22 protein-coding genes and 1 tRNA gene are annotated in these 25,366 nt (G+C 71.8%); 3 read left to right on the forward strand and 20 right to left on the reverse strand.

Going from position 1 to position 25,366, the window contains the following annotated elements; translation table 11 throughout:
* Window positions 1-4: 4 nt before the first annotated feature.
* The 6 genes from FJ658_RS12985 to FJ658_RS13010 all read right to left on the reverse strand — a co-directional run bounded on the left by FJ658_RS12985 (window position 5) and on the right by FJ658_RS13010 (window position 7,067).
* The gene (locus FJ658_RS12985) at window positions 5-313 is read right to left on the reverse strand and encodes a PTS lactose transporter subunit IIB (RefSeq protein WP_141145783.1); all 309 of its coding nucleotides are present in this window, start codon (window positions 311-313) and stop codon (window positions 5-7) included.
* A gap of 34 nt (window positions 314-347) precedes the next feature.
* Complete coding sequence (locus tag FJ658_RS12990; protein ID WP_141145784.1) at window positions 348-1,604, reverse strand: PTS transporter subunit EIIC; 1,257 nt, start codon at window positions 1,602-1,604, stop codon at window positions 348-350.
* A gap of 60 nt (window positions 1,605-1,664) precedes the next feature.
* Window positions 1,665-2,645 (reverse strand): 1-phosphofructokinase family hexose kinase, encoded by a 981-nt coding sequence (locus FJ658_RS12995; RefSeq protein WP_141145785.1) that lies wholly within the window; start codon window positions 2,643-2,645, stop codon window positions 1,665-1,667.
* Window positions 2,642-3,406, reverse strand: a complete 765-nt coding sequence (locus tag FJ658_RS13000; RefSeq protein WP_141145786.1) for a DeoR/GlpR family DNA-binding transcription regulator — start codon at window positions 3,404-3,406, stop codon at window positions 2,642-2,644. Before FJ658_RS13000 ends, FJ658_RS12995 begins: the two co-directional genes overlap by 4 nt.
* A 164-nt stretch (window positions 3,407-3,570) precedes the next feature.
* Window positions 3,571-6,228: a DNA polymerase I gene (gene polA, locus FJ658_RS13005; protein WP_141145787.1), complete on the reverse strand. Its 2,658-nt coding sequence runs from the start codon at window positions 6,226-6,228 to the stop codon at window positions 3,571-3,573.
* A gap of 86 nt (window positions 6,229-6,314) precedes the next feature.
* Complete coding sequence (locus tag FJ658_RS13010; RefSeq protein WP_141145788.1) at window positions 6,315-7,067, reverse strand: hypothetical protein; 753 nt, start codon at window positions 7,065-7,067, stop codon at window positions 6,315-6,317.
* A 158-nt stretch (window positions 7,068-7,225) separates the two neighbouring features.
* On the opposite strand from FJ658_RS13010, the gene FJ658_RS13015 reads away from it, so the two are divergent.
* Both FJ658_RS13015 and FJ658_RS13020 read left to right on the forward strand, forming a co-directional pair.
* Window positions 7,226-7,648, forward strand: coding sequence for a PaaI family thioesterase (locus FJ658_RS13015; protein ID WP_370454804.1), 423 nt, complete (start codon window positions 7,226-7,228; stop codon window positions 7,646-7,648).
* The gene (locus FJ658_RS13020; RefSeq protein ID WP_181408445.1) at window positions 7,645-8,406 is read left to right on the forward strand and encodes a tyrosine-protein phosphatase; all 762 of its coding nucleotides are present in this window, start codon (window positions 7,645-7,647) and stop codon (window positions 8,404-8,406) included. Before FJ658_RS13015 ends, FJ658_RS13020 begins: the two co-directional genes overlap by 4 nt.
* Before the next feature lie 39 nt (window positions 8,407-8,445).
* Here the strand turns inward: FJ658_RS13020 and FJ658_RS13025 are convergent, their stop codons facing one another.
* Window positions 8,446-9,054 carry an ANTAR domain-containing response regulator gene (locus FJ658_RS13025; protein WP_141145789.1) on the reverse strand — a complete coding sequence of 203 codons (609 nt, stop codon included), beginning with the start codon at window positions 9,052-9,054 and terminating at the stop codon, window positions 8,446-8,448.
* A 109-nt stretch (window positions 9,055-9,163) separates the two neighbouring features.
* Here FJ658_RS13025 and FJ658_RS13030 point away from each other — a divergent pair.
* Window positions 9,164-9,247: transfer RNA gene (locus FJ658_RS13030), tRNA-Leu, on the forward strand.
* An 87-nt stretch (window positions 9,248-9,334) separates the two neighbouring features.
* Here the strand turns inward: FJ658_RS13030 and FJ658_RS13035 are convergent.
* The 13 genes from FJ658_RS13035 to hisF form a co-directional block, all read right to left on the reverse strand.
* Window positions 9,335-9,592, reverse strand: a complete 258-nt coding sequence (locus FJ658_RS13035; RefSeq protein WP_141145790.1) for a hypothetical protein — start codon at window positions 9,590-9,592, stop codon at window positions 9,335-9,337.
* Window positions 9,593-9,815: 223 nt separating this feature from the next.
* Window positions 9,816-11,273: a pyruvate kinase gene (gene pyk, locus FJ658_RS13040; protein ID WP_141145896.1), complete on the reverse strand. Its 1,458-nt coding sequence runs from the start codon at window positions 11,271-11,273 to the stop codon at window positions 9,816-9,818.
* A gap of 42 nt (window positions 11,274-11,315) precedes the next feature.
* Entirely contained in the window at window positions 11,316-12,773 is a 1,458-nt protein-coding gene (locus FJ658_RS13045) for a glutamate synthase subunit beta (protein ID WP_141145791.1), read from the reverse strand.
* Window positions 12,766-17,358, reverse strand: a complete 4,593-nt coding sequence (gene gltB, locus FJ658_RS13050; protein ID WP_141145792.1) for a glutamate synthase large subunit — start codon at window positions 17,356-17,358, stop codon at window positions 12,766-12,768. Before gltB ends, FJ658_RS13045 begins: the two co-directional genes overlap by 8 nt.
* A gap of 115 nt (window positions 17,359-17,473) precedes the next feature.
* Window positions 17,474-18,511 (reverse strand): prolipoprotein diacylglyceryl transferase, encoded by a 1,038-nt coding sequence (gene lgt / locus FJ658_RS13055; RefSeq protein ID WP_370454800.1) that lies wholly within the window; start codon window positions 18,509-18,511, stop codon window positions 17,474-17,476.
* A 78-nt stretch (window positions 18,512-18,589) separates the two neighbouring features.
* Complete coding sequence (trpA, locus tag FJ658_RS13060) at window positions 18,590-19,420, reverse strand: tryptophan synthase subunit alpha (protein WP_141145793.1); 831 nt, start codon at window positions 19,418-19,420, stop codon at window positions 18,590-18,592.
* Window positions 19,417-20,628, reverse strand: coding sequence for a tryptophan synthase subunit beta (gene trpB, locus FJ658_RS13065; protein WP_141145794.1), 1,212 nt, complete (start codon window positions 20,626-20,628; stop codon window positions 19,417-19,419). Before trpB ends, trpA begins: the two co-directional genes overlap by 4 nt.
* The gene (gene trpC, locus FJ658_RS13070) at window positions 20,625-21,446 is read right to left on the reverse strand and encodes an indole-3-glycerol phosphate synthase TrpC (protein WP_141145795.1); all 822 of its coding nucleotides are present in this window, start codon (window positions 21,444-21,446) and stop codon (window positions 20,625-20,627) included. Before trpC ends, trpB begins: the two co-directional genes overlap by 4 nt.
* 1 nt (window position 21,447) lies before the next feature.
* The gene (locus FJ658_RS13075; protein ID WP_141145796.1) at window positions 21,448-21,678 is read right to left on the reverse strand and encodes a DUF6704 family protein; all 231 of its coding nucleotides are present in this window, start codon (window positions 21,676-21,678) and stop codon (window positions 21,448-21,450) included.
* Between the two features lie 94 nt (window positions 21,679-21,772).
* Window positions 21,773-22,573 carry a Trp biosynthesis-associated membrane protein gene (locus FJ658_RS13080; protein ID WP_141145797.1) on the reverse strand — a complete coding sequence of 267 codons (801 nt, stop codon included), beginning with the start codon at window positions 22,571-22,573 and terminating at the stop codon, window positions 21,773-21,775.
* Complete coding sequence (locus FJ658_RS13085; RefSeq protein ID WP_141145798.1) at window positions 22,570-24,120, reverse strand: anthranilate synthase component I; 1,551 nt, start codon at window positions 24,118-24,120, stop codon at window positions 22,570-22,572. The genes FJ658_RS13080 and FJ658_RS13085 overlap by 4 nt, the downstream gene beginning before the upstream one ends.
* Window positions 24,117-24,605: a phosphoribosyl-AMP cyclohydrolase gene (gene hisI, locus FJ658_RS13090; RefSeq protein WP_141145799.1), complete on the reverse strand. Its 489-nt coding sequence runs from the start codon at window positions 24,603-24,605 to the stop codon at window positions 24,117-24,119. Before hisI ends, FJ658_RS13085 begins: the two co-directional genes overlap by 4 nt.
* Window positions 24,602-25,363, reverse strand: a complete 762-nt coding sequence (hisF, locus tag FJ658_RS13095; RefSeq protein WP_141145800.1) for an imidazole glycerol phosphate synthase subunit HisF — start codon at window positions 25,361-25,363, stop codon at window positions 24,602-24,604. The genes hisI and hisF overlap by 4 nt, the downstream gene beginning before the upstream one ends.
* Window positions 25,364-25,366: the final 3 nt, after the last annotated feature.

Consider the following 25,366-nt stretch of genomic DNA (forward strand, 5'->3'; position numbering starts at 1 on the left):
CGGATCAGACCTCGACCGTCTCGCCGTTCAGGATCGCCTTGACGACCTTGGTGACCGAGGGGTCGCCCATGAAGAGCTGGAAGGGCACGACCGGGACGTCGGGCACGACGCCCCGGGCGCGCTCAGCCAGGCTCGCCTGGGTGACAACCACGTCGGCGTCGGCCGGGATGTGCGCGACGGGCGAGTGCTCGACCGTCACGCCGCTCTTGGCGAGCTGCTTCTTGAGGGTCGAGGCGAGCATGACGCTCGATCCCATCCCCGCGTCGCAGGCCACGATGAGCTTCTTGACGTTCGATCCGTCGATGGTTGCCATGAGGGTCTCTCCTTCGATGAGTGAGGTGGTCGGGTCAGCTCGCGGCGTCGGCCGCGGGCTGGTTCTTCGACTGTGCCTTATTCTGCGCCGACTTCTGCTGAGCCGCTTCGAGGTTCATCGCCTCGTCAGCTGCGCTCTCACCGCGGCCGAACTTGAGCAGGGCCGAGCCGACGAGCGCCGCGACCGCGGCCGCCAGCACGATGCCGACCAGGTTGAGCAGCACGTTGTCAGGCGGCGAGACCAGGATCCAGGCGATCACGGATCCCGGGGAGGCGGGAGCCCGCAGGCCCAGACCCCAGATGACCTCCCACAGCACGCCGGTGGCGCCACCCGCGATCGCGGCGATCACGAGGATCGGCTTCATGAGCACGTAGGGGAAGTAGATCTCGTGGATGCCGCCGAGGAAGTGCACGACCATCGCGGCCGGGACGGTCGGGCGGATCGCACGGGGTCCGAAGAGCAGCATCGCGGTCAGGATGCCGAGGCCCGGGCCGGGGTTCGACTCAAGCATGAAGAGGATCGACTTGCCGGCCTCGCCCGCGGCCTGCTCGGCGCCCAGCGGGGTGAACACGCCGTGGTTCAGGGCGTTGTTGAGGAAGAGGATCTTCGCGGGCTCGACGATGATCGACACCAGCGGCAGCAGCTTCGCCTCGACCAGCGCGTTCGTCGCGGCGCCGAGTCCCTGAGCGACCCAGAAGGTGGCCCAGCCGACGACGTAGAGGCCGAGCACGGCCATGGCGCCGCCGATGATGCCGGCCGAGAAGTTGTCGACCAGCATCTCGAAGCCGCCCTTGACCTTGCCGGCGATGGCGCGGTCCCAGAGCTTCAGCAGCAGGGCGGTGAGCGGTCCGAGGATGAAAGCCGCGAGGAAGTTCGGCGCGATGCCCGCGATGTTCTCGGGGGCGGCGGCCGGCTCGTCGGCGTTCAGCTGGATGCCGACGAGCTGCAGCGCGACGGGCGACAGCATGCCGCCGAGGGTCGCGACCGCGCCGACGACGGCGCCGCGGGTCTCGTAGACCATCTTGCCGCCGGTGTAGCCGATCAGCAGCGGCAGCAGGATCGAGATCAGCGGACCGACGAGCTGCCCGATCTGCACCGTGATGGGCAGCGGGTTCTCGGTGGTGCCGGCGATCGTGTTGATCCATCCGGTCGGGATGAAGAGGGCCGTGACGAGGCCGAAGGCGATGAACGCGCCCAGGTTCGGCATCACCATGCCGGCGAGGAACGCGCCGAACCGCTGGACGCGGGCGCGCGCCCCGGAGCCGGTGGCGGCGGGGGTGTAGTCGGACATCGGGGGTACTCCTTCGTACAGAGTGAGGTGCGGTGGTAGGTGGTGGTGCAGGGTTCGGCGTCAGCCGGCCACGAGGGGCCGATCCAGGTCTGGCTGCCACACCAGCTGGACGTTCTCGGGATGGAGGTCGCCGGGCGACGGCACGGCGCTGCCGGGGAGTCCGGCCGCGGCCGCGCCCCAGGTCAGGCCGGTCGTGAACGCATCGGCGAGATCGCTCTCGACCGACGCGCCCGCGCTGAAGGCCCCGTCGGCGCCGTAGCGCGACAGGAACCCGGCGAGCAGGCAGTCTCCCGCGCCGACCGGGCTGACCGGGCGGGCGACGGGCGACTCGCCGACGAGCTCGACGTCGTCGGCGACGAGCACGGCGCCCGCGGCGCCGAGCGTGACGAGCACGATGCCCACGCCGCCGTCGCGCACCTGGCGCGCGGCGTCGAGCACGTGGGCGATCGTGTGCAGGGGGCGGCCGACGAGCTCGGCGAGCTCGTCGCGGTTGGGCTTCAGGATGCGCGGCGCGGCCGACACCGCCGCGGCGAGGGCCTCGCCGCTCGTGTCGACGGCGACCTGGGCTCCCCCGGCGCCGGCGGCCTCGATGAGGGCGCGCAGGTCGTCGGCGATGAGCCCGGGCGTGACGCTGCCCGAGACGACCAGCCAGTCGCCGGGGCGCACGGTGCCGCGCAGCGTGGTCGCGATCGCGAGCAGATCGTCCGCGTCGAGCGGCGAGCCGGGCTCGTTGAGCTTGGTGACGGTGCCGTCGTCGCCGACGATGCTGAGGTTCGAGCGGGTGCGACCGCTCACGGCGACGTAGCGGCCGTCGACCTCCGCCGCATCCAGCAGCCGGCCGAGCTCGCTGCCCTCGGCTCCGGCGACGGGCACGACCGCGATCGAGGGGTGGCCGTTGGCGGTGAGCGCGCGGGTGACGTTGACGCCCTTGCCGCCGGGCTCGAGCACGGGCTCGGAGGTGCGCAGCACGGCGCCGGGCACGAGCCGGTCGAGCGTGACCGTGCGGTCGAGGCTCGGGTTGAGGGTCAGCGTGACGATCACGGCACGATCACCACCCGCGGTCCGGCGTTCTCGAGGTCCTCAGCCAGCTCGGCGTCGATCGCGGCGTCGGTGATGATCGTGTCGATCGCCGAGATCGGGGCGACGCGGGCGAAGTCCTCGCGGCCGAACTTGGTGTGGTCGGCCAGCAGCACCGTGCGGCGCGCGGCGGCGATGAGCTCGCGCTTCACCGAGGCCTCGGCCATGTCGGGCGTGGTGAGACCGCGCTCGACGCTGATTCCGTTCGTTCCCATGAACGCCACGTCGGCGAAGACCTCGCCGATCTGCGCCCGCGTCCACTCGCCGACGGCGGCGAGCGTGCGCGGACGGACGACGCCGCCCAGCAGGTGCAGGCTGATGTTCGGGCGCGCGACGAGCGCGGCGGCCACGGGAAGACTGTGGGTGACGACCGTGAACTCGCGGTCGGTCGGCAGGAGCTCGGCCAGGCGCACGGTCGTGGTGCCGGCGTCGAGGATGATCGAGCCGCCGTCGGGCAGCTCGTCGAGCGCGGCGCGGGCGATGGTCTCCTTCTCGCCGGTCGCGCGCACCTCGCGGTCGGCGACGCCCGGCTCGATGCCCAGGCGCTCGACCGGGATGGCCCCGCCGTGCACGCGACGCAGCACGCCGCGGCGTTCGAGGGCGGTCAGATCGCGGCGCACCGTCTCGGGCGTGACCGAGAGCTCCTTGGCGAGACCGGCGACATCCACGCGACCGCGCGAGCGCGCGGTGGCGAGGATCTGCTGGTGACGCTCCGGTGCGTACATCGATCCGACCTCTTCGTGGGATGCGATCGCCGATCGCCGTGCTGATTTCTGACAAAGACCTGTGTTGGTCTGTGCCCATAAAAGCCCGATTGCCTGCGGATGTCAACACAGACGGGCGGCGCGGCGTGGCGAACCCGGAACGAAACGGGCGAGATCGGGGGTGTCTAGTGCGCGGCGGCGTCCCAGTTCGCGCCGACGCCGACCTGCACGACGAGCGGCACCGACAGCTCGGCGGCGCCCTCCATGCGCGAGCGCACGATCTCGGCCATCGCCTCCTGCTCGCCCTCGGCGACCTCGAAGACGAGCTCGTCGTGCACCTGCAGCAGCATGCGCGAGGCGAGCTGCTGCTCGCGGATGTCGGCGTCGATGTCGATCGAGGCGCGCTTGATGATGTCGGCGGCCGAGCCCTGGATGGGCGAGTTCAGCGCCTGGCGCTCGGCGTTGTCGCGCAGCACGCGGTTCGTCGACACCAGGTCGGGGAACGGCCGGCGACGACCGAAGATCGTGGTCGTGTAGCCGTCGACGCGCGCCTGCTCGACGACGCCGCGCAGGTAGTCGCGCACGGCCCCGAAGCGGGCGAAGTAGTCGGCCATGAGCTCCTTGGCCTCCTTCGTCTCGATGCGCAGCTGCTTCGACAGGCCGAAGGCGCTCAGGCCGTAGGCGAGGCCGTACGACATCGCCTTGACCTTCGTGCGCATGACCGGCGTGACATCGGCGGGGTCGACGTGGAAGATGCGCGCGCCGACGAAGCGGTGCAGGTCCTCCCCCGAGTGGAACGCCTCGATCAGGCCCTCGTCGCCCGAGAGGTGCGCCATGATGCGCATCTCGATCTGCGAGTAGTCGGCCGTGATCAGCTGCGAGAACTCCGGCCCGCTGCGGAACGCCGAGCGCACCTCGCGCCCGGTCTCGGTCTTGATCGGGATGTTCTGCAGGTTGGGGTCGTTCGACGACAGGCGGCCCGTGCTCGAGCCGGCCTGCTCGTAGGTCGTGTGCACGCGGCCGTCGGCCGCGACCGCCTTCTCGAGGGTCTCGACCATCTGCTTGAGCTTGGTCGCGTCGCGATGCTTGAGCAGCAGCTCGAGGAAGGGATGCGGGTTCTGCTCCTGCAGGTCGGCCAGCGCCGCCGCATCCGTCGAGTAGCCGGTCTTGTTCGCGCGGGTCTTGGGCATCTGCAGCTGCTCGAAGAGCACCTCCTGAAGCTGCTTGGGCGAGCCGAGGTTCACCTCGCGGCCGATCTCGGCGTAGGCGGACGCGGCGTACTCCCCCGCCGCCTCGGTCAGGCGCGTGTTGAGCGAGCCGAGCACCTCGCCGTCGACCGTGATGCCCTGCAGCTCCATGCGGGCGAGCACCGGGATGAGCGGCACCTCGATGTCGGCGAGCACGCCGAGCGAGCCGGCGTCGAGCTGCTCCTGGAACTCGTCGCGCAGGCGCAGCAGGTACCAGGCCTCGGTCGCCGGGCTGACCTGAGCCTCGGGCACGAGCTGGTTGGGGTCGGGCTCGGGCAGGGTCTCGCCGAGGTGGTCGTAGACCTGCTTCGACAGCGACTCCGGCTTGTTGCCGGGCCGCAGCAGCCAGCCGGCGATCGCGGTGTCGAAGACGACGCCGTCGAGCGGGATGTCGAGCCGGGCGAGCGCCTTGATCGCGCGCTTCGACTCGTGCAGCACCTTGGGGGCCGGGCTCGCCAGCCATTCCTCGAGCGCGGCGTAGTCGGGGCGGTGGGCGCCCCAGGGGACCCAGGCGGTCTCGGTGGGCGTCGCGATGCCGAAGCCGTCGAGTTGCCCGCCGGTCACGACCACGCGCAGGCCGAGCGGATCGCTCGACTTCGTGGCGGTCTGCAGCCACTTCGCGAGCTCCTCGTCGACCATCTGGCGCACGGCGGGCGCACCGGCTCCCGCCAGCGTCTGCTCGACGCCGGCCGCCGCATCCTCGGCCGTGCCCTCGAGCTTGATCACGCGATCGAGCAGCGTGCGGAACTGCAGTCGCGCGAAGACCTCGCGCACCGCGGCCGCGTCGATCGGCTTGCGCGCCAGGTCGGCGGGGCCGTAGGGCAGCTCGACGTCGCGCACGAGACGGTTGAGGCGGCGGTTGCGCACCGCGCGGTCCTGCTGCTCGCGCAGGTTGTTGCCGACGACGCCCTTGATGTCGTCGGCGTGCTTCAGCAGCTCGTCGACGGTGCCGTACTGCTGGATCCACTTGACGGCGGTCTTCTCGCCGACCTTGTCGATGCCGACCAGGTTGTCGCTGGTCTCGCCGACGAGCGCCGCGATCTCGGGGTACTGCGCCGGCTCGATGCCGTAGCGCTCGACGACGGCGTCGCGGTCGTAGCGCTTGAGCTCGGAGACCCCGCGCACGTTCGGGTAGAGCAGCGTGATGTCATCGTCGACGAGCTGGATCGTGTCGCGGTCGCCCGACACGACGAGCACGCGATAGCCCTCGGCCGCCCCCTGGGTCGAGAGGGTGGCGAGGATGTCGTCGGCCTCGAAGTCCTCTTTGCTCAGGGTCGCGATGCCCATGGCGTGCAGCGCCTCTTCGAGCAGCGGGATCTGCCCGACGAACTCGGCCGGCGTCTCGCCGCGGGTGCCCTTGTACTCCGGGTGCTCGCGCGTGCGGAAGGAGTAGCGCGAGATGTCGAAGGCGACCGCGAGGTGCGTCGGTTTCTCGTTCTGCAGCAGGTTGAGCAGCATCGAGATGAACCCGTGGATGCCGTTCGTGTGCTGCCCGTCGCGGGTCACGAAGCTGTCGACCGGCAGCGCGTAGAAGGCGCGGAACGCGAGCGAGTGGCCGTCGATGATCAGGAGTGTGGGCTTGTCGTCGTCAGGCACGCGACCAGCCTAGCGACGACCTGCGACACCCGATCCGGGCTCCCGGCGCCGGCCGCCGGTCCTTCCGCCGCGGGCGGCGGCGCGGCTCAGACGGGCGGCGCGATCGTCACCGGCACGCCCCAGTCGCGGTAGACGAAGAGCGTGTCGGCCTGCACCCCGTCGGGCGTCTGCGAGCGGCCCGCCGAGCTGAGCGGACGGTAGTCGGCGTCGAGCACGAAGGCGAGATCGGAGATCACGACCGTGTCGAGGTCGCGCCGGTTCTCGACCGGCTCGACCCGCATCCCGCTCGCGCCGCCGACCGTCTCGGGGCCGGTGACGGTCCACTCGTCGAACTGGGCGATGTACTCGGCGTTCGCGCTCGGGTCGGCGACGGTCTTCAGCGTCGACACCGCCCCGGAGGCGGAGATCGCGCGCAGGTCGCCGTTCGGATCGGCCTCGATCCAGCCGGCCGGATCGCGCAGCCAGCCGCGGTCGCCGATGAGGATGATCTCGCCGATGCTGGCGTCGCCGACCAGGTGGACCGAGGTCGGGTCGGTGGTCGTGAAGGTCAGCGACGCCGCGATCCGGCTGCCCAGCGCATCCACGGTCGCGGTGGCGGCGCCCGAACCCGCCTTCTCGGTCGCGGCGACCACGCAGGCCGAGAGGTCGGCGCCGCTGATCCGGTCGCCCTCCTCGAGGGCCGGGCAGACGGTGGATGCGGTGTCCTCTGCCGCGGCGTCGTCGCCCCTCGTCGACGTTCCCGACGACGAGCTCGGCGTCGTCGGCGTGCAGGCGCTGAGCGCGAGCACCGCGGCGGAGGCGAGGGCGAGCAGGGCGGGGGCGAGTCGTCGGGCGCGCATCCGCTCCAGACTAGGCGCGCGTGTCAGCCGCGGCGCGGCCGCGCGCGCTCCTGTGGAGAACTCGCCGCACCGCGCAGCGCTCTCCCATCGCCAACCGCTCGCCGGGCCGCGACGTAGGCTCGAGGCATCCGTCTCGCGAACCGAAGGAGCCCCGCGTGGTGCAGCTGCCGCCCGACCTCGACCCCGAACTCGTCGACCGCATCGCGGGCACCCGCGGCGGCGCGCTGAGCCAGAAGATGGGCATCGAGCTGCTGGAGCTGTCGGCCGAGCGCTCGGTCGCGCGGATGCCGGTCGAGGGCAACACGCAGGTGATCGGGCTGCTGCACGGCGGCGCGCACGTCGTGCTCGGCGAGTCGCTCGGCTCGATCTCGGCGGCGATCCACGCCGGTCCCGGGCGCTACGCGGTCGGCATCGAGATCAACGCGACCCACAGCCGCTCGATCACCGAGGGCTGGGTCACCGGCACCTGCACGGCGCTGCAGCTCGGCCGCACCCTCTGCACGCACGAGATCGTCAACACCGACGAGCAGGGGCGCCGGCTGTCCACCATCCGCATCACGAACCTGCTGCGCGACCGGTGAGCGCGGAGCCGAGCTCAGAGCCGAGCGCCGCGCCGTCGAACCCGCCCTCCACGCCGCGCGACGTCGCGTGGGAGGGACTCGCGAACGGCCGCGACCTCGGCGGCCTGCCGCTCGGCGACGGCGCCGAGGCGGCCCGCGGGCGTGTGTTCCGCTCGGGGCGCCCCGACGGACTGACGGCCGCGGGCTGGGATGCGCTGGCCGCCGCCGGAGTGCGCCGGATCGTCGATCTGCGCAGCGACTGGGAGCGCACGGAGCTCCCGGGCGTGCCGGCGTCGGTCGAGATCGCCCACCGCCCGATCGAGGACGTCGACGACGAGGAGTTCATGGCCGAGTGGCGCGCCCACCTCGGCGGCCCCGCCTACTACCTGGCCGCGATGCGGCGCTGGCCCGACCGCCTGGTGGCGGCGCTGACGGCGATCGCCGACGCCCCGGCCGACGGCGGCGTGCTCGTGCACTGCTCGGCGGGGCGCGACCGCACCGGGATGATCGTGGCGCTGCTGCTGCGCGAGGCCGGAGCCGGGGTGGACGCGATCGCCGACGACTACGCGGCCGCGGCCCGCGGCATCCGCGCGCACTTCGCGACGATGCCGGATGCGCCCGAGCGGCCGGTGGAGGACGCCGTCTTCGAGCGCGCGCTCGCCGAGAACCTCGCGGCGCTGCAGGTCTTCCTGACGGAGGTCGACACCGCCGAGGGGCTGCGCGCCGGCGGCGCGGATCCCGGGCTGCTCAGCCGGGCCGCCGCGCGACTGCGCGGCTGAGCGGGGCGGCTGACGCCAGCATCCCGAATCGGGCGGCGACTACTTCTTCGCGGCCAGCTGGTCGATGATCGCCTGGGCGACGTCGTGCATCGTCAGACGGCGGTCCATCGACGCCTTCTGGATCCAGCGGAACGCCTCGGGCTCGCTGAGGCCCATCTTCTCGTTGAGCAGGCCCTTGGCGCGGTCGACGAGCTTGCGGGTCTCGAAGCGCTCGACGAGGTCGGCGACCTCCGACTCGAGTGTGACGATCTGCTGGTAGCGGCTCAGGGCGATCTCGATCGCCGGCAGCAGGTCGTTCGGCGTGAACGGCTTGACGACGTAGGCCAGGGCTCCGGCCTCGCTGGCGCGCTCGACGAGCTCCTTCTGGCTGAACGCGGTCAGCAGCACGACGGGGGCGATGTGGTTCTTGCTGAGCTTCTCGGCGGCCGAGATGCCGTCGAGCTGCGGCATCTTGACATCCATGATGACCAGGTCGGGCTTGAGCTCGGTGGCGAGCGCGACCGCGGTCTCGCCGTCGCCCGCCTCGCCGACGACCTCGAAGCCGTTGTCGCGCAGGATCTCGACGATGTCGAGTCGGATGAGGGACTCGTCCTCGGCGACGACGACGCGTCGCGGGGCGCTGTTCTCGGTCTGGTCGCTCACGGTCATGAGCCTACGGTATGTCCGCGCACCCCCTGCGCCGCGGTGAACGGATGTGCGCGCCGGAGACGCGCGCCCGGTCGGGTATCGTTCGAGTGCCGCGCCGTCGTGCGCGTGCGCCGGATTGGCGGAATTGGCAGACGCGGGGCACTCAAAATGCTCTGTCCGTGAGGGCTTAAGGGTTCGAGTCCCTTATCCGGCACCGCAGCTCGGAGTCGGCGACGGCCGGCCCGGGCGACCTCGGCCGGGCGACCCCGACCCGTTCGGCCTCGGCCGGCGAGGCCCCGGCTCAGGCGTCGCCGTGATCGGCGTCGGTGAAGTGCCCCGGGTGCTCCTCCTCGGCGCCCGCGTGCTTCTCCTCGCCCGGGATCTCGGCATCCGTGAACTCCCCCGGACGCACGCCGCTGCGCGCACGGCCGTCCTCGCCCGGGATGTCGGCGTCGGTGTACTCGCCGAAGGTCGCGTCCGGCACGATCGCGGGATCGGTCGGGATGTCGGAATCGGGGTACTCGCCCTGCAGGTCTCCGTCGTTGATGCGCTCGGTCATCGCGTCTCGTTCCCTCCACTCGGGTGCTGACGCGGCCAGGCTAGGCCCGGCATCCGTCGCCGAGGGCGACTCTCCGCTCACGTCCAGACAGCGCACTCGCGACGCCCGGCGACGGCGCCGACGACGATCGCGACCGGAGAGGCGCGACCGCAGAGAAGCGACGAGGCGGAGCCCCCGCAGGGACTCCGCCTCGTGTGATCATCCGCTCGCGCGGACGGGGCGATCAGTCGGCGTGCTCGCCCGACTCCCACACCGGCGCGGCGCCGTCGACGGCGGAGCCGATCACGTGCACGCGCATGTCGTTGGTCGATCCGGGGACCCCGGGAGGGGATCCCGAGATCACGACGACCTTGTCGCCGCGCTCCGCCAGGCCGCCCTCGAGCAGGATCTCGTCGACCTGCTTGTACATCGCATCCGTGTGGTCGACGCGGTCGACCAGGAAGGACTCGATGCCCCAGGTCAGCGACATGCGACGGCGGATCGCCTCATCGGGCGTGAAGGCCTTCATCGGGATGCGGAAGCGCAGTCGCGACATACGGCGGGCGGAGTCGCCCGACTCGGTGAAGACGCAGACGAACTTCGCCTCGACGAAGTCGGCGACCTCGGCCGCGGCGAGGGTGATCGCGCCGCCCTGGGTGCGCGGCTTGGTGCCGAGCGGGGGGATGCGCTCCAGACCGTGGTCCTCGGTCGACGCGACGATGCGCGCCATGGTGGAGACCGTGATCGCGGGGTACTCGCCCACGCTGGTCTCGCCCGAGAGCATGACCGCGTCGGCGCCGTCGAGCACCGCGTTCGCGACGTCGGAGGTCTCGGCGCGGGTCGGGACCGGGCTGCCGATCATCGACTCGAGCATCTGGGTGGCGACGATGACCGGCTTGGCCATGCGGCGGGCCAGCTCGACGGCGCGCTTCTGCACGATCGGCACGGCCTCGAGCGGCAGCTCGACGCCGAGGTCGCCGCGGGCGACCATGATGCCGTCGAAGGCGTCGATGATGCCCTCGAGCGCCTCCACGGCCTGCGGCTTCTCGATCTTGGCGATGACGGGCACGCGGCGCCCCTCCTCGGCCATGATCTCGTGCACGCGGGTCACGTCGTCGGCGTCGCGCACGAAGGAGAGCGCGATGTAGTCGGCGCCGAGGTTCAGACCCCAGCGCAGGTCGGCCTCGTCCTTCTCGCTCAGGGCGGGCACGTTGACGGCGACGCCGGGCAGGTTGATGCCCTTGTTGTTCGACACGGCGCCGGCCACGACGACCTCGGTGCGCACGCGCACGCCGTCGGTGTCGAGCACGCGCACGCGCACCTTGCCGTCGTCGATCAGCAGGAAGTCGCCGGGCTTCACGTCCTGCGGCAGACCCTTGAACGTGGTGCCGACGAGCTCCTTGGTGCCCTCGACCTCCTCGGTCGTGATCGTGAAGATGTCGCCTTCGGCCAGCTCGTGCGGTCCGTCGGCGAACCGGCCGAGCCGGATCTTCGGGCCCTGCAGGTCGACCAGAACGGCCACGGGCTTGTCCGCGTCGGCGGCGACCTGCCGCACGTTCGCGTAGACCTCCTCGTGCACGGCGTAGCTGCCGTGGCTGAGGTTCATGCGGGCGACGTCGACGCCCGCATCGACGATGGCCCGGATGTTCTCGTAGCTCGAGGTCGCGGGCCCGAGGGTCGCGACGATCTTCGCTCGTCTCATCATGTCCTTACTCGGTGGTGGTGGTAGGTGACGCAGACGGTGCTAGACCGTGATCGAGCGGTCCGAGGGCCGCACGGGGAACGGGAGCTGCGTCTCTCCCTCGAGGTAGCGGTCGACGGCGGATGCCGCGGCGCGACCTTCGGCGATGGCCCAGACGATGAGCGACTGGCCGCGTCCGGCGTCGCCGGCGACGAACACGCCGGCCTCGCTGGTCTGGTAGTCCTCGTCGCGCGCGACGTTGCCGCGCGCGTCGAAGGGCAGGCGGAGCTGGCCGTCGAGGGCCTCCGACTCGGCACCTGTGAAGCCCATCGCGATGAGCACGAGGTCGGCGGGGATCTCGCGCTCGGTGCCCGACTTGGGCACGCGGCGGCCGTCGACGTACTCGGTCTCCGCGACGCGCAGCGCGCGCACCTCGCCGGCCTCGTTGCCGAGGAACTCGACGGTCGAGGCGAGGTAGACGCGCTCGCCGCCCTCTTCGTGGGCGCTGGCGATCTCGAACAGCGTCGGCGTCGTCGGCCACGGCTGGTTCTCGGGGCGCTCCTGCGGCGGCTGGTAGCCGATGGCGAGGTTGGTCACGCTCAGGGCGCCCTGGCGGTGGGCCGTGCCGATGCAGTCGGCGCCGGTGTCCCCGCCGCCGATGACGACGACGTGCTTGCCCTCGGCGGTCAGCTGCTCGGCGACCGAGTCGCCCGCGACGACCTTGTTCTGCTGGACCAGGTAGTCCATGGCGTACTCGACGCCCAGCAGGTCGCGGCCGGGGATCGGCAGGTCGCGCGGGAGCGTCGCTCCGGTCGCGACCACGACGGCGTCGTAGCGCGCCTTGAGGTCGTCCCAGGTGATGTCGCGGCCGATCTCGACGCCGGCGCGGAAGCGGGTGCCCTCGGCCTGCATCTGGTTCAGACGCGCCTCGATCTGCTTCTTCTCCATCTTGAAGTCGGGGATGCCGTAGCGCAGCAGGCCGCCGATGCGGTCGTCGCGCTCGTACACCGCGACCGTGTGGCCGGCGCGCGTGAGCTGCTGGGCGGCGGCGAGGCCCGCGGGTCCCGAGCCGACGACGGCGACCGTCTTGCCGGTGAGGCGCTCCGGCGGGTGCGGCTGCACCCATCCGTTGGAGAACGCCTGGTCGATGATCGAGACCTCGACCTGCTTGATCGTGACGGCGGGCTGGTTGATGCCCAGCACGCAGCTCGACTCGCACGGGGCCGGGCAGAGCCGACCCGTGAACTCGGGGAAGTTGTTCGTCGCGTGCAGGCGCTCGATGGCCTGGCGGCCCTCGCCGCGCCACATGAGGTCGTTCCACTCGGGGATGAGGTTGCCGAGCGGGCAGCCGTGGTGGCAGAACGGAACGCCGCAGTCCATGCAGCGTCCGGCCTGGCGGCGGGTCTGCGTCAGGTCGCCCTGCTCGTAGACCTCCTTCCAGTCCATGAGCCGCAGCGCGACGGGACGGCGCGCGGGGAGCTCCCGCTCGCGGGTGGTCAGGAAGCCCTTCGGGTCAGCCACCGGTCACCTCCAGGATCTTCTTCCAGGTCGCGTCGCCGTCGGGGTCCACCCCGGCGTCGACCGCCTCCTGGCGGGTCTTGAGCACCGCGGCGTAGTCGCGCGGCAGCACCTTCACGAACTCGGTCAGCGTCGTCTCGAGGTCGTCGAGCATCCGCTGGGCCAGCGTCGAGCCGGTCTCGGCGACGTGACGCTGCAGCAGGTCGGTCAGGATCTCGGCGTCGGCGCTGTCGAGCTTCTGCAGCGACAGCTCGCCGGTCGCGAGCGCATCGCGGTTGACCCGCTCGCTCTGCAGCTGGTGCACGTAGGCGGTGCCGCCCGACATGCCGGCGCCGAGGTTGCGCCCGGTGCCGCCGAGGATCACGGCGAGGCCGCCGGTCATGTACTCGAGCGCGTGATCGCCCACACCCTCGACGACCGCGGTCGCGCCCGAGTTGCGCACCAGGAAGCGCTCGCCGACCCAGCCGCGCAGGAACATCGAGCCCTGCGTCGCGCCGTAGCCGATCACGTTGCCGGCGATCACGTTGTGCTCGGCGACGAAGCCGGCGTCCTGCGGCGGGCGCACGGAGATCTGGCCGCCGCACAGGCCCTTGCCGACGTAGTCGTTGCTGTCGCCCTCGAGGCGCAGCGTGATGCCCGACGGCAGGAAGGCGCCGAGCGACTGCCCGGCCGAGCCGCTGAGCTTGACCGTGATCGTGTCGGCCGGCAGGCCGTGCTCGCCGTGGCGCATCGTGACCTCGTGGCCGAGCATCGTGCCGACGGCGCGCTCGGTGTTCGCGATCGGCAGCTCGATCTCGACCTTCTGGCCGTGCTGCAGCGCGCTCTGGGCGCGGCGGATCAGCTCCTGGTCGAAGTGCTGCTCGAGCTCGTGGTCCTGCTCGCGGCGGTTGAGGCGCGGCTCGTCGTCGTCGAACTCCGGTCCGACGAGGATCGGACTGAGGTCGAGGCCGTCGGTCTTCCAGTGCTCGATGGCGCGGTCGACGTCGAGCAGTTCGCTGTGGCCGATGGCCTCGTCGAGCGAGCGGAAGCCGAGCGCGGCGAGGTACTCGCGCACCTCCTGCGCCAGGAACTCGAAGAAGGTCTCGACGAACTCGGGCTTGCCCGTGAAGCGGGCGCGCAGCTCGGGGTTCTGCGTCGCGACGCCGACGGGGCAGGTGTCGAGGTGGCAGACGCGCATGAGGATGCAGCCCGACACGACGAGCGGAGCCGTCGCGAAGCCGTACTCCTCCGCGCCGAGCAGCGCGGCGACGATGACGTCGCGACCGGTCTTCATCTGACCGTCGACCTGCACGACGACGCGGTCGCGCATCCCGTTCAGCATGAGGGTCTGCTGGGTCTCGGCGAGGCCGATCTCCCAGGGCGTGCCCGCGTGCTTGAGCGAGTTGAGCGGGCTCGCGCCGGTGCCGCCGTCGTGGCCCGAGACGAGCACGACGTCGGCCAGGGCCTTCGTCACGCCCGCCGCGACGGCGCCGATGCCCGACTGCGAGACGAGCTTGACGTGCACGCGCGCCGAGGGGTTGGCGCGCTTGACGTCGAAGATCAGCTGCTTGAGGTCTTCGATCGAGTAGATGTCGTGGTGCGGCGGCGGCGAGATGAGGCCGACGCCGGGCGTGCCGCCGCGCGTGCGGGCGACCCAGGGGTACACCTTCTGCGGGGGCAGCTGGCCGCCCTCGCCGGGCTTCGCGCCCTGCGCCATCTTGATCTGGATGTCGGTGGCGTGGCTCAGGTACATGCTCGTCACGCCGAAACGCCCGGATGCGACCTGCTTGATGCGGCTGCGGCGCTCGGGGTCGAGCAGACGGTCGACGTCCTCGCCGCCCTCGCCCGTGTTGGAGCGGCCGCCGAGACGGTTCATCGCGATCGCGAGGGTCTCGTGCGCCTCCTTGGAGATCGAGCCGTAGCTCATCGCGCCGGTGTTGAAGCGCGACACGATCGACGCGACCGACTCGACCTCGTCGAGCGGCACGGCCGGACGCAGCCCGTCGCGCAGACGGAACAGCCCACGCAGGGTGAGCAGACGCTCGGCCTGCTCGTCGACCTGCTTCGTGTACTGGCGGTAGATGTCGTAGCGCTTGGTGCGCGTCGAGTGCTGCAGCCGGAACACGGTCTCGGGGTTGAACAGGTGCGGCGGCCCCTCGCGGCGCCACTGGTACTCGCCGCCGGTCTCGAGGCGCTCGTGCGCGAGGATCGCGCCGTCCTCGGGGTAGGCGGCCTCGTGGCGCGCGGCGTTCTCGGCCTCGATGACCTCGAGCCCGACGCCGCCGAGCAGCGTGGTCGTTCCGACGAAGTAGTCGTCGATCAGCTGCTGGCTGAGGCCCACGGCCTCGAAGGCCTGGGCGCCGGCGTAGGAGCCGACGACCGAGATGCCCATCTTCGACATGATCTTGAGCACGCCCTTGCCGAGCGCCTTGATCAGGTTCTTGACCGCCTTCTCGCTCGAGATGCCCGTGAGCATCCCCGAGCGCACGAGCTGCTCGGCCGTCTCCATCGCGAGGTAGGGGTTGATCGCCGAGGCGCCGTAGCCGATCAGCAGCGCCACGTGGTGCACCTCGCGCACGTCGCCCGCCTCGACCACGAGGCCGACCTTCATGCGGGTCTCCTGGCGGATGAGGTGGTGGTGCACGGCCGACAGCATCAGCAGCGACGGGATGGGCGCCAGGTCGGAGTTCGAGTCGCGGTCGCTGAGCACGAGGAAGTGCGCGCCGTTCGCGATCGCCTCGTCGGCCTCGCGGCACATCGCCTCGAGGCGCTTGCGCAGGCCCTTCTCGCCCTTGTCCGCGTCGTACAGGCCGCGGATCACGGTCGTGGGGCGGCGGCCCGTCTTCGTCTCGAAGTGCTGGATCTTCGCCAGCTCGTCGTTGTCGATGACGGGGAAGTCGAGGATGATCTGCTTCGCGTGCTCGGGGCCCGCATCCAGCAGGTTGCGCTCCGGTCCGAGACCGAGCTTCATCGAGGTGACGACCTCTTCGCGGATCGAGTCGAGCGGCGGGTTCGTCACCTGCGCGAAGGCCTGCGTGAAGTAGTCGAACAGCAGACGTGGGCGGTCGCTCAGCACCGCGATCGGGGTGTCGGATCCCATGGCACCGAGGGGCTCGGCGCCGTTCTTCGCCATCGGCGAGATCAGGATGCGCACCTCCTCCTCGGTGTAGCCGAAGGTGCGCTGACGGCGCGACACCGACGCCGGGGTGTGCAGGATGTGCTCGCGCTCGGGCAGGTCCTTGAGGTTGATGCGGCCCTGGTCGAGCCACTCCCCCCACGGCTCCTGGCCGGCGACCGAGGCCTTGAGCTCGTCGTCCTCGACGATCCGCCCCTCGACCGTGTCGACGAGGAACATCTTGCCGGGGCGCAGACGGCCCTTGCGCACGACCTTCTCGGCCGGGAAGTCGAGCACGCCGATCTCGCTCGCGAGCACGACGAGGCCGTCGTCGGTCACGACGAAGCGACCGGGGCGCAGACCGTTGCGGTCGAGCGTGGCGCCGACGAGCGAGCCGTCGGTGAAGACCAGCGCGGCCGGGCCGTCCCAGGGCTCCATGAGCATGGAGTGGAACTCGTAGAAGTCCTTCTTCAGCGGGTCGATGTCCGCCTGGTTCTCCCACGCCTCCGGCACCATCATCATGACGGCGTGCGGCAGGCTGCGGCCGCCGAGCGTCAGCAGCTCCACGACCTCGTCGAACGAGGCCGAGTCGCTCGCGCCGGGCGTGACGATGGGCAGCACCGGGCGCAGGTCGCCGAACAGCTCGGACTCGAGCTGGCTCTGGCGGGCGCGCATCCAGTTGCGGTTGCCCTGCACCGTGTTGATCTCGCCGTTGTGCGCGATCATGCGGAACGGCTGCGCGAGCGGCCACGACGGGAAGGTGTTGGTCGAGTAGCGCGAGTGCACGAGCGCCAGGCGCGAGACGAAGCGCTCGTCGCTGAGGTCGGGGTAGAACGGCTCGAGCTGCAGGGTCGTGACCATGCCCTTGTAGACCACGGTGCGGCTCGAGAGCGACGGCAGGTAGGCGCCGAGCTCGCGCTCGGCCCGCTTGCGCAGGCGGAAGGTCAGGCGGTCGAGCTCGATGCCCGCGATCGGGGCGCCCTCGGCGCCCGTGCCGGTCGCGGCGACGAACAGCTGCTCGAACACCGGAGCGGCCTGGCGCGCCAGGTGGCCGAGCTCGTCGAGGTTCACCGGCACCTCGCGCCAGGCGATGACGCGCAGGCCGGTCTCGTCGGCGATCCGCGCGATCGAAGCCTTCAGCTCGGCGCGCTCGTCGTCGTCGGTCGGCAGGAACGACATGCCGACCGCGTACTCGCCCGCGGCGGGCAGCTCGGCCTCGACGACCGCGCGGAAGAACGCGTCGGGCACCTGCGTGATGATGCCCGCGCCGTCGCCGGTGCCGGCGTCGGAGCCGACCGCGCCGCGGTGCTCGAGGTGGCGCAGCGCGTCGAGCGCCGCGTCGATGATGTCGTGGCCGGCCGTGCCGCGCAGCGTCGCGACCATCGCCAGACCGCAGGCGTCCTTCTCGGACTCCGGGCGGTACAGGCCCTGGGCGGGCGGCACGGTTCCGAAGCGCTGGTACGGGCTCGGAACGGCAGGAGTGGGAACAGCCATGGGAACCGTCCTCATGATGTAGCGGGGATGGGACGTCGGCGGCCCAAGGAACGTGTGAGAGGCGTCGAGCCCAGAATACGGCTCGGCAGGAGTCTCGGCGTGGTGGTGCCGGAGATCAGGAGGCGACCTTCGCTCCGCTTGTGGCGGCTGAGTCGGACTCCGCGTCGGCGACCGTCTCGTCATCATCGTCGTCATCGTCGGAGTCCGAGTACGTGTCGCTGGAGTCTACGTCATCCTTCGGCGTCCACTCGCGACCCGGCAGGTACACGCTCGGCTCGGCGCCGGTGTGACGGCGGTTCTGCACGAGGAAGATGATGATGCCCAGCACGATCGCGGCGATCGCGGCCCAGACGTTGGCGCGGATGCCGAAGTAGTACTCGCTCGGGTCGACGCGGATCGACTCGAAGAAGCTGCGGCCGATGCCCTGCCAGATCAGGTAGATGGCGAGCACCTTGCCCCACTGCAGGTCGAACTTCTTCTGGATCGCGAAGATCACGGCGATGCCGATGATGTTCCAGATGATCTCGTAGAGGAAGGTCGGGTGGAACAGCGTGCCCTCGGGCAGCCCCTCCGGCCAGGCGGCGTTGCTGCGCTCGATCTGCAAACCCCACGGCAGGGTCGTCGGCAGGCCGAAGAGCTCGTGGTTGAACCAGTTGCCGAGGCGGCCGAGCGCCTGCGCGGCGAGCATGCCGGGGGCGATCGCATCCACGACGCTGGTGAAGCGCAGGCCGGTGAAGCGGCAGCCGATCCAGGCGCCGAGGGCGCCGCCGAGCAGCGCGCCGTAGTAGGCGTTGCCGCCCTCCCAGACCGCCCAGATCGAGCCGGGCTCGAAGGGGTTCCAGACATTCTTGCCGGGGCCGAAGTAGTCGCCGGGGTGGGTGACCACGTGGTACAGCCGCGCCACGACGATGCCGAGGGCGACCGTCCAGATGGCGATGTCCAGGATGACCCAGCGCTCGGCGCCGCGCTGCGTGAGGCGGTGGTTCGCGATGAGGATCGCGGCGATGATGCCGGCGAGGATGCACAGCGCGTAGACGTGGATGCTCAGCGTCCAGTTCGCGGGCCAGGCGGGGAGCCACGAGTGGATCCACGTGCCGACCTGCAGGATCTGCCAGTCGGACGGCGGGCTCGGGATGCTGGCGGGCACGGCCACGGATGGATCTCCTCAGATGTCGCGCGGGGACGGAGTCGACCCGGTGCGCTCGGTGGACTGGACGAGTCTACTGCCGGTCTACGGCCGCCCGGATCGCGCGCCCTCGGCGAGGGCGGCGGCCGTGCGGGCGAGTCCGGCGACCCCGCCGTCGGCGAGGGAGCTGACCAGCGCGGATCCGACGATCGCGCCGTCGGCGTACTCCAGCACCTCGGCGACCTGCTCGGCCGTCGAGATGCCGATGCCGACGCAGGCGCGCTCGGCGCCGGCGTCGCGCAGGCGCGCGACGAGGCCGCGGGCGGCCGCATCCACGTCGGCGCGGGCGCCGGTGACGCCCATGGTCGACACGGTGTAGACGAAGCCGCGGCTGGCGTCGACGATCTGCTTCAGTCGCGCGTCGGTCGACGAGGGCGCGGCGAGGAAGATGCGGTCGAGTCCGGTGCGCTCGCTCTCGGCGATCCAGTCGGCGGCCGAGTCGGGCGTGATGTCGGGCGTGATGAGCCCGGCTCCCCCGGCGTCCTTCAGCTGGTCGGCGAAGCGCGTGGGCCCGTACTGCAGCACGGGGTTCCAGTAGGTCATGACGACGACGGGCGCGTCGACGCGCGAGCGGATGCGCTCGACGGCCGTGAACACGTCGCGCAGGCGGAAGCCGTTCCGCAGCGCCTGCTGCGTGGCCACCTGGATGGCCGGACCGTCCATGACCGGGTCGGAGTAGGGCAGGCCGAGCTCGAGGATGTCGACGCCGTTCTCGACCAGGGCGACCGCGGCATCCACGCTCGTGTCGAGGTCGGGGAAGCCGATCGGCAGGTAGCTGATGAGCGCGCCCGAGCCGGCGTCGCGCCGGGTCTCGATCGTGCGCCCGACCGGCGAGTCGAGGGCGGACGAGCCGAGCCCTGCGGAGTCGATCGTCATTCCTGGGTCGCTCCCTCGTCGAACAGGTCGAACCAGCGCCCGGCCGTCTGCACGTCCTTGTCGCCGCGGCCCGAGAGATTCACGAGCAGTGTCGCGTCGGGTCCGAGCTCGCGGCCGAGCCGCAGCGCGCCGGCGAGGGCGTGGGCCGACTCGATCGCCGGGATGATGCCCTCGGTGCGGCTGAGCAGGCGCAGCGCCTCCATCGCCTCGGCGTCGGTCGCGGGCAGGTACTCGGCGCGGCCGGTGTCGGCGAGCCAGGCGTGCTCGGGGCCGACACCCGGGTAGTCGAGCCCGGCCGAGATCGAGTGCGACTCGAGGGTCTGGCCGTCGTCGTCCTGCAGCAGGTAGCTGCGGGCGCCGTGCAGCACGCCCGGTCGGCCGCGCTGGATCGCCGCGGCGTGGCGCTCGGTCTCGACGCCGTCGCCGGCGGCCTCGTAGCCGATCAGGCGCACGTCGGCGTCGTCGAGGAAGGCGTGGAAGATGCCGATCGCGTTCGAGCCGCCGCCGACGCAGGCGAGCACGGCCGTGGGCAGCGCCCCGGTCAGCTCGAGCACCTGCTCGCGCGCCTCCTCGCCGATGATCTTCTGGAAGTCGCGCACCATCGTCGGGAAGGGATGCGGCCCCGCGGCCGTGCCGAAGATGTAGTTGGTCGTGTCGACGCTCGCGACCCACTCGCGGTACGCCTCGTTGATCGCGTCCTTGAGCGTGCGGGACCCGGTCGTGACCGAGACGACCTCGGCGCCGAGCAGGCGCATGCGCGCCACGTTGAGCGCCTGGCGCTGCGTGTCGACCTCGCCCATGTAGATCGTGCACTCGAGCCCGAACAGCGCGGCGGCGGTCGCGGTCGCGACGCCGTGCTGGCCGGCGCCGGTCTCGGCGATCACGCGCGTCTTGCCGATGCGCTTCGTGAGCAGCGCCTGGCCGAGCACGTTGTTGATCTTGTGCGAGCCGGTGTGGTTGAGGTCCTCGCGCTTGAGCAGGATGCGCGCCCCGCCCGCGTGCGCGGCGAACCGCGGCACCTCGGTCAGCAGCGACGGGCGGCCGGTGTAGCTGCGGTGCAGCTCGGCCAGCTCGGCCTGGAACTCCGGGTCGACCTTCGCCGACTCGTAGGCGGCGGTGAGCTCGTCGATCGCGGCGATGAGCGACTCGGGCATGAAGCGCCCGCCGAACTCGCCGAAGAAGGGTCCCTCGACCTCGCGCAGGCTCATGCCGACTCCCCCGCCGTCTCGGTCTCCGATTCGCTGGGGTCGCTCTGCGCGTTCAAGAAGGACTCGAGCGTCTGCACCGGGTCGCCGCCGGTCACGAGCGCCTCGCCGACGAGCACGACGTCGGCCCCGGCGTCGCGGTAGTGCGCGACATCGGCCGGGCGCAGCACGGCCGACTCGGCCACGCGCACGACGCCCGCCGGGATGCGGTCGGCGAGCGTGCCGAACAGGTCGCGGTCGAGCTCGAAGGTGCTGAGGTCACGGGCGTTGACGCCGACGACCGAGGGCCCGAGGTCGAGGGCGCGATCGAGCTCCTCGGCGCTGTGCGTCTCGACCAGCGCGGTCATGCCGAGCGACTGGATGAGCTCGTGCAGCTTGGCGAGCAGCGGCTGCTCGAGCGCGGCCACGATGAGCAGCACGAGGTCGGCGCCCGCGGCGCGGGCCTCGAGAACCTGGTACGGCTCGGCGATGAAGTCCTTGCGCAGCACCGGGATGCCGACGGCGGCGCGCACGGCCTCGAGGTCGTCGAGCGAGCCGCGGAAGCGGCGCTGCTCGGTCAGCACCGAGATCGCGCTGGCGCCGCCCGTCTCGTAGGAGACGGCGAGGGCGGCGGGATCGGAGATCTCGGCGAGGGCGCCGCGCGAGGGACTCGCGCGCTTGACCTCGGCGATGATCTTGACGCGCTCGGCGGGCTCGAGCGCCGTGACGGCGTCGAGCGCGGCGGGGCGGGCCAGAGCGGCCGCCTCCACCTCGGCGAGCGGACGGATGCTGCGGCGCTCCGCAGCATCCGCGAGGGCTCCGGAGACCAGGTCGGCGAGCACCCTAGTCGTGCACCTTCGGCACGTAGCGCGGGCCGGCGACGCCGTAGCCCGCCTTGGCGAGGATGACGCCCACGAGCAGGCCGACGACGACGAGTCCGGCGCTGGCCCAGACGAGCCACGCGACGTCGAGGAAGAAGGCGACGGTGCCGATCGCGAATCCGATCAGCATGATGACGACGGCCGTCCAGGCCGCCGGCGAATTGCCGTGGCCGGGGTCGTTCTCTTCCGACACAGGTGACTCCTTCTCGGGGGTGTTCGGTCAGTCTATCGGGCCGGGCGGGGGCACCCGGACGGGAGCGCCGGTGAAGGCCGTCGGCGCGGCCGGCTCAGCGGGTGGGGTCGTCGCCCTCGCTCAGCGCATCCCAGTCGGCGACGGCGTCGCGGTCCTCGCCCGCGGGGTCGACATCCGATCCGGATGCGACGGTCGCCTCGGGCGCGTCGCCGTCGGCGTCGGGCGCGCCGGCGGACGCCGACGCGGCGGCCGCGGTCGCGGTCGTCGTCTCGACGGGGCGGCCGTCCGGACCGACGAAGCGGGTGCGGGTGTACCGGCGCGACGAGCCGGGCCAGCGGGTCGCGGTCGCCGCGACCGCGACGCCGAGCACGGCGAGCACGAGGCCGAGCACGAGGGCGACGGCCGGCCAGGGCGATCCGTCGACGCTGTCGACGAGGTCGGCGGCGTGCTCGCCGGCGAGACCGGCTGTCTCGCGCACGACCGCGGCCGACGCCTTCGCCGGGTCGGCGAGCGTCAACCCGGCCTGCAGCGCGATGCAGCCGCCGAGCAGCACCTGCAGCACGCCGAGCACGACGCGGAAGGCGACGCCCGCGAGCGCGAGCGCGGCGACGAGCACGAGACCTGTGAGGGCGAGCGCGAGCAGCGGGCCCGCCGCATCCTGACCCGAGGCCGGCAGCGAGCGGCCCTCGAGGTGCAGGGTGAACCACTGCTGGCTCCAGGCGAGCAGCACGAGCGCGTTGCCGGCGATGAGCGCCAGGAGCAGCGGCCCCTTGGGGCTGCGGCGCGAGCGCGGGGTCGACGGCGCGGGCTCGGCGGCGGAGCCCGGCTCCATGGGGTCGGGCTCCGCGGATCCGGGCTTCGCGGGTTCGGGCTCGGGATGCGCGGCGTCGGTCACCCGAGCCTCCGCAGCGCGTTGGCGACGGCCACCGCGCGCAGCGGCGCCGCGGCCTTGTTGCGCGTCTCCTCGAGCTCGGTCTGCGGATCGGAGTCGGCTACGAGACCCGCCCCGGCCTGCACGCGGGCGACGCCGTCGATCAGCGTCGCGGTGCGGATCGCGATCGCGAGGTCGGCATCCCCGGCGAGGTCGATGTAGCCGGCCACTCCCCCGTAGACGCCGCGCTGGGCGGGCTCGAGCTCGTCGATGATCTCGAGCGCGCGCGGCTTCGGCGCGCCCGAGAGCGTGCCCGCCGGGAAGGTCGCCCGGAACACGTCGATCGGCGTCGCCGCCTCGCGCAGGTCGCCCTCGACGCTCGACACGAGATGCATGATGTGACTGAAGCGCTCGACCTGCATGAACTCGGTCACCTCGACCGAGCCGGCGCGGCAGACCTTCGACAGGTCGTTGCGGGCGAGGTCGACGAGCATGAGGTGCTCGGCGCGCTCCTTCGGATCGGCGAGCAGCTCCTCGGCCAGGTCGAGGTCGTGCTCGGGCGTCGCCCCGCGCGGGCGCGATCCGGCGATCGGGTGCATGTAGACGCGCTGCTCCTGCACCTTCACGAGCGCCTCGGGGCTCGAGCCGACGACGCTGTAGGGGCGGCCATCGGGCGTCTCGAGGCTGAGCAGGTACATGTACGGGCTCGGGTTGAGCGTGCGCAGCACCCGGTAGACCTCGAGCGGCTCGGCCTCGAGCTCGGCGTCGAAGCGCTGCGAGATGACGACCTGGAACACGTCGCCGTCGCGGATGAAATCCTTCGAGCGCACGACCTCGTCGCGGTACTCCTGCTCGCTCTGGCGCGGCTGCGGCGCCGCCGGCACGGTCAGGTCGACCTCGCCGATCCACGCCTCGGAGGGCTGGGCGAGACCGGACTGCAGCGCATCCAGTCGGGTCTGGGCATCCGCCCACAGCGCGTCGTCGCCCTCGGCGCCGTCGTTGAGCACCGAGGCGATCAGCGTGGCCGTGCCGGTGCGGTGGTCGAGCACGACGAGCTCGGAGACGAGCGAGAGCGCCTGGCCGGGCACGTCGTAGTCGGCGGGCGGCGCATCCGGCAGGTTCTCGATCTGGCGGATCGCCTCCCAGCCGATGAAGCCGACGAGTCCGCCGGTCAGCGGCGGGTGGCCGGGCACGCGCGGGGTGCTCCAGCGGCGGTAGAGGTGCTCGAGCGCGGCGAGCGGTCCTGCGGGCGCGTCGGAGCCGAGCGCGCGCTCGGCCGGCACGCCGGTGTCGATCCAGTGCGCGCGGGCGCCCGTCTCCGGGTCGCTCGTGGTCGCGTCGCCGGTCTGCGTCAGCACGCCGAAGGAGGCGACCCCGACGAAGGAGTAGCGCGACCAGATGCCGCCCTGCTCCGCCGACTCGAGCAGGAAGGTGCCGGGCCGCCCCGCCGCGAGCTTGCGGTAGACGCCGACCGGCGTCTCGCCGTCGGCGAAGAGCTCGCGCAGCACGGGCACGATGCGGTGCCCCGCGGCGATCGCGGCATCGAAGTCGGCGCGCGAGGTCGAGCTCATGCGGTGCCCTCCTCGCGAGCGGATGCGGCGGGTGCGGTCGCCTCGGCGGCCGGTTCTTCCTTCGCGGCGACGTCGCCGTCGGCGCCCGGGAACTCCGGGTCGTCGTCCGACGATCCCACGACCGGCTGCAGCGGGTCCACGTCGAAGCAGGCGCGGGCGCCCGTGTGGCACGCCGGGCCGAGCTGCTCGACGCGCACCAGCAGCGTGTCGCCGTCGCAGTCGAGCGCCGCGGTCTTCACGTACTGCCGATGACCCGAGGTGTCGCCCTTGCGCCAGTACTCCTGGCGGCTGCGCGACCAGAAGGTCACCCGGCCCTCGCCGAGTGTGCGGCGCAGGGCCTCGGCGTCCATATAGCCGAGCATCAGCACGGCGCCGTCGGCGTCGTCCTGGATGATCGCCGGCAGCAGCCCGTCGCGGTTCCAGCTCACCCGCGCGACGACCGCCTCGGGGGTCTGATCGCTCGCGCTCTCGGTCGTCCAGCTCATCGCACCAGGATCCCGTCTGCGGCCAGCGCCGCCTTCACCTCGCCGATCGTCAGCTCGCGGTTGTGGAACACGCTCGCCGCCAGCACGGCGTCGGCCCCCGCCTCGACGGCCGGGGCGAAGTGCTCGAGCGCACCCGCTCCCCCGCTCGCGATGACCGGCACCGGGCTCAGCGCGCGGATCGCCCGCGTCAGCTCCAGGTCGAAGCCCGCCTTGGTGCCGTCGGCGTCGATCGAGTTGACCAGCAGCTCGCCCGCGCCGCGCTCGATCGCCTCGCGGGCCCAGGCCAGCGCATCCAGCTCGGTCTCGGTGCGGCCGCCGTGGGTCGTCACGACGAAGCCGCTCGGCGTGCGCGAGCTGCGCTTCACGTCGAGGCTCAGCACGAGCACCTGCGCGCCGAAGCGGTCGGCGATCTCGCCCAGCAGCTCCGGCCGCGCGATCGCCGCGCTGTTCACGCCGACCTTGTCGGCGCCGCAGCCGAGCAGCCGCGCCACGTCGTCGGTCGTGCGCACGCCGCCGCCCACCGTGAGCGGGATGAACACCTGCTCCGCGGTGCGGGTGACCACCTCGTAGGTCGTGGCGCGCGCGTCCACCGTGGCGGTCACGTCGAGGAAGGTGATCTCGTCGGCGCCCTGCTCGTAGTAGAGCGCCGCGAGCTCGACCGGGTCGCCGGCGTCGCGCAGGTCGAGGAAGTTCACGCCCTTGACGACGCGCCCGCCCGACACGTCGAGACAGGGGATGACGCGGGTCGGAACCGACATCGC

Source organism: Schumannella sp. 10F1B-5-1 (genome assembly GCF_006517535.1).
GTDB lineage: Bacteria > Actinomycetota > Actinomycetes > Actinomycetales > Microbacteriaceae > Schumannella.

Bases quoted from the DNA above. Each gene is read 5' to 3' on its own strand.
- FJ658_RS12985 (WP_141145783.1), bottom strand. From the start codon at position 313: ATGGCAACCATCGACGGATCGAACGTCAAGAAGCTCATCGTGGCCTGC.
- FJ658_RS12990 (WP_141145784.1), bottom strand. From the start codon at position 1,604: ATGTCCGACTACACCCCCGCCGCCACCGGCTCCGGGGCGCGCGCCCGC.
- FJ658_RS13000 (WP_141145786.1), bottom strand. From the start codon at position 3,406: ATGTACGCACCGGAGCGTCACCAGCAGATCCTCGCCACCGCGCGCTCG.
- FJ658_RS13010 (WP_141145788.1), bottom strand. From the start codon at position 7,067: ATGCGCGCCCGACGACTCGCCCCCGCCCTGCTCGCCCTCGCCTCCGCC.
- FJ658_RS13025 (WP_141145789.1), bottom strand. From the start codon at position 9,054: ATGACCGTGAGCGACCAGACCGAGAACAGCGCCCCGCGACGCGTCGTC.
- FJ658_RS13035 (WP_141145790.1), bottom strand. From the start codon at position 9,592: ATGACCGAGCGCATCAACGACGGAGACCTGCAGGGCGAGTACCCCGAT.
- pyk (WP_141145896.1), bottom strand. From the start codon at position 11,273: ATGAGACGAGCGAAGATCGTCGCGACCCTCGGGCCCGCGACCTCGAGC.
- gltB (WP_141145792.1), bottom strand. From the start codon at position 17,358: ATGGCTGTTCCCACTCCTGCCGTTCCGAGCCCGTACCAGCGCTTCGGA.
- trpA (WP_141145793.1), bottom strand. From the start codon at position 19,420: ATGACGATCGACTCCGCAGGGCTCGGCTCGTCCGCCCTCGACTCGCCG.
- trpB (WP_141145794.1), bottom strand. From the start codon at position 20,628: ATGAGCCTGCGCGAGGTCGAGGGACCCTTCTTCGGCGAGTTCGGCGGG.
- FJ658_RS13085 (WP_141145798.1), bottom strand. From the start codon at position 24,120: ATGAGCTCGACCTCGCGCGCCGACTTCGATGCCGCGATCGCCGCGGGG.
- hisI (WP_141145799.1), bottom strand. From the start codon at position 24,605: ATGAGCTGGACGACCGAGAGCGCGAGCGATCAGACCCCCGAGGCGGTC.
- hisF (WP_141145800.1), bottom strand. From the start codon at position 25,363: ATGTCGGTTCCGACCCGCGTCATCCCCTGTCTCGACGTGTCGGGCGGG.